Annotated in this window: 1 protein-coding gene; it reads left to right on the forward strand. The window is 62.5% G+C overall.

The window, feature by feature from the left end:
- Positions 1 to 10: 10 nt before the first annotated feature.
- On the forward strand, positions 11 to 328 hold the full coding sequence (locus tag EN824_RS33545; RefSeq protein WP_245521071.1) for a 5-carboxymethyl-2-hydroxymuconate Delta-isomerase: 318 nt from the start codon (positions 11 to 13) through the stop codon (positions 326 to 328).
- Positions 329 to 435 lie beyond the last annotated feature (107 nt).

Genomic DNA, 435 nt, shown 5'->3' on the forward strand with positions numbered 1-435 from the left:
GCTTTGCGCGCTGGTCTCGCGCACGATCCTTGAAACCGGGCTGTTCGAACCGGGCGCGGTCAGGGTGCGCGCCTTCCGCGCCGACGCCTATGCGATCGCCGATCTTCTGCCGGAGAACGGCTTCATCGACATGAATTTCCGCATCGGCAAGGGCCGCAGCGCGGCGGAAAAGAAAAGCGCCGGCGAGGCGATCTTCGCGGCTGTCACCGATCATCTTTCGTCTCTGTTCGCCACACCGCATTTCGCGCTGTCGCTGGAGATCCGCGAGATCGACGCCGAGCTGAGTTGGAAGAAGAACGCCATCCATCCGCGCCTGCGTGGCAAGTGACCTAGAACGGGAAAGAAATCATGGCGGCACTGGACGACAATCTGAGGAAGGCCGAGGCCTATCTGGAACGCTTCCGGAAGGACGGCGTGCTCAACCAGATCGGCGGC

Source organism: Mesorhizobium sp. M8A.F.Ca.ET.181.01.1.1 (assembly GCF_004792025.1).
In the GTDB taxonomy this organism is placed as follows: Bacteria; Pseudomonadota; Alphaproteobacteria; order Rhizobiales; family Rhizobiaceae; genus Mesorhizobium.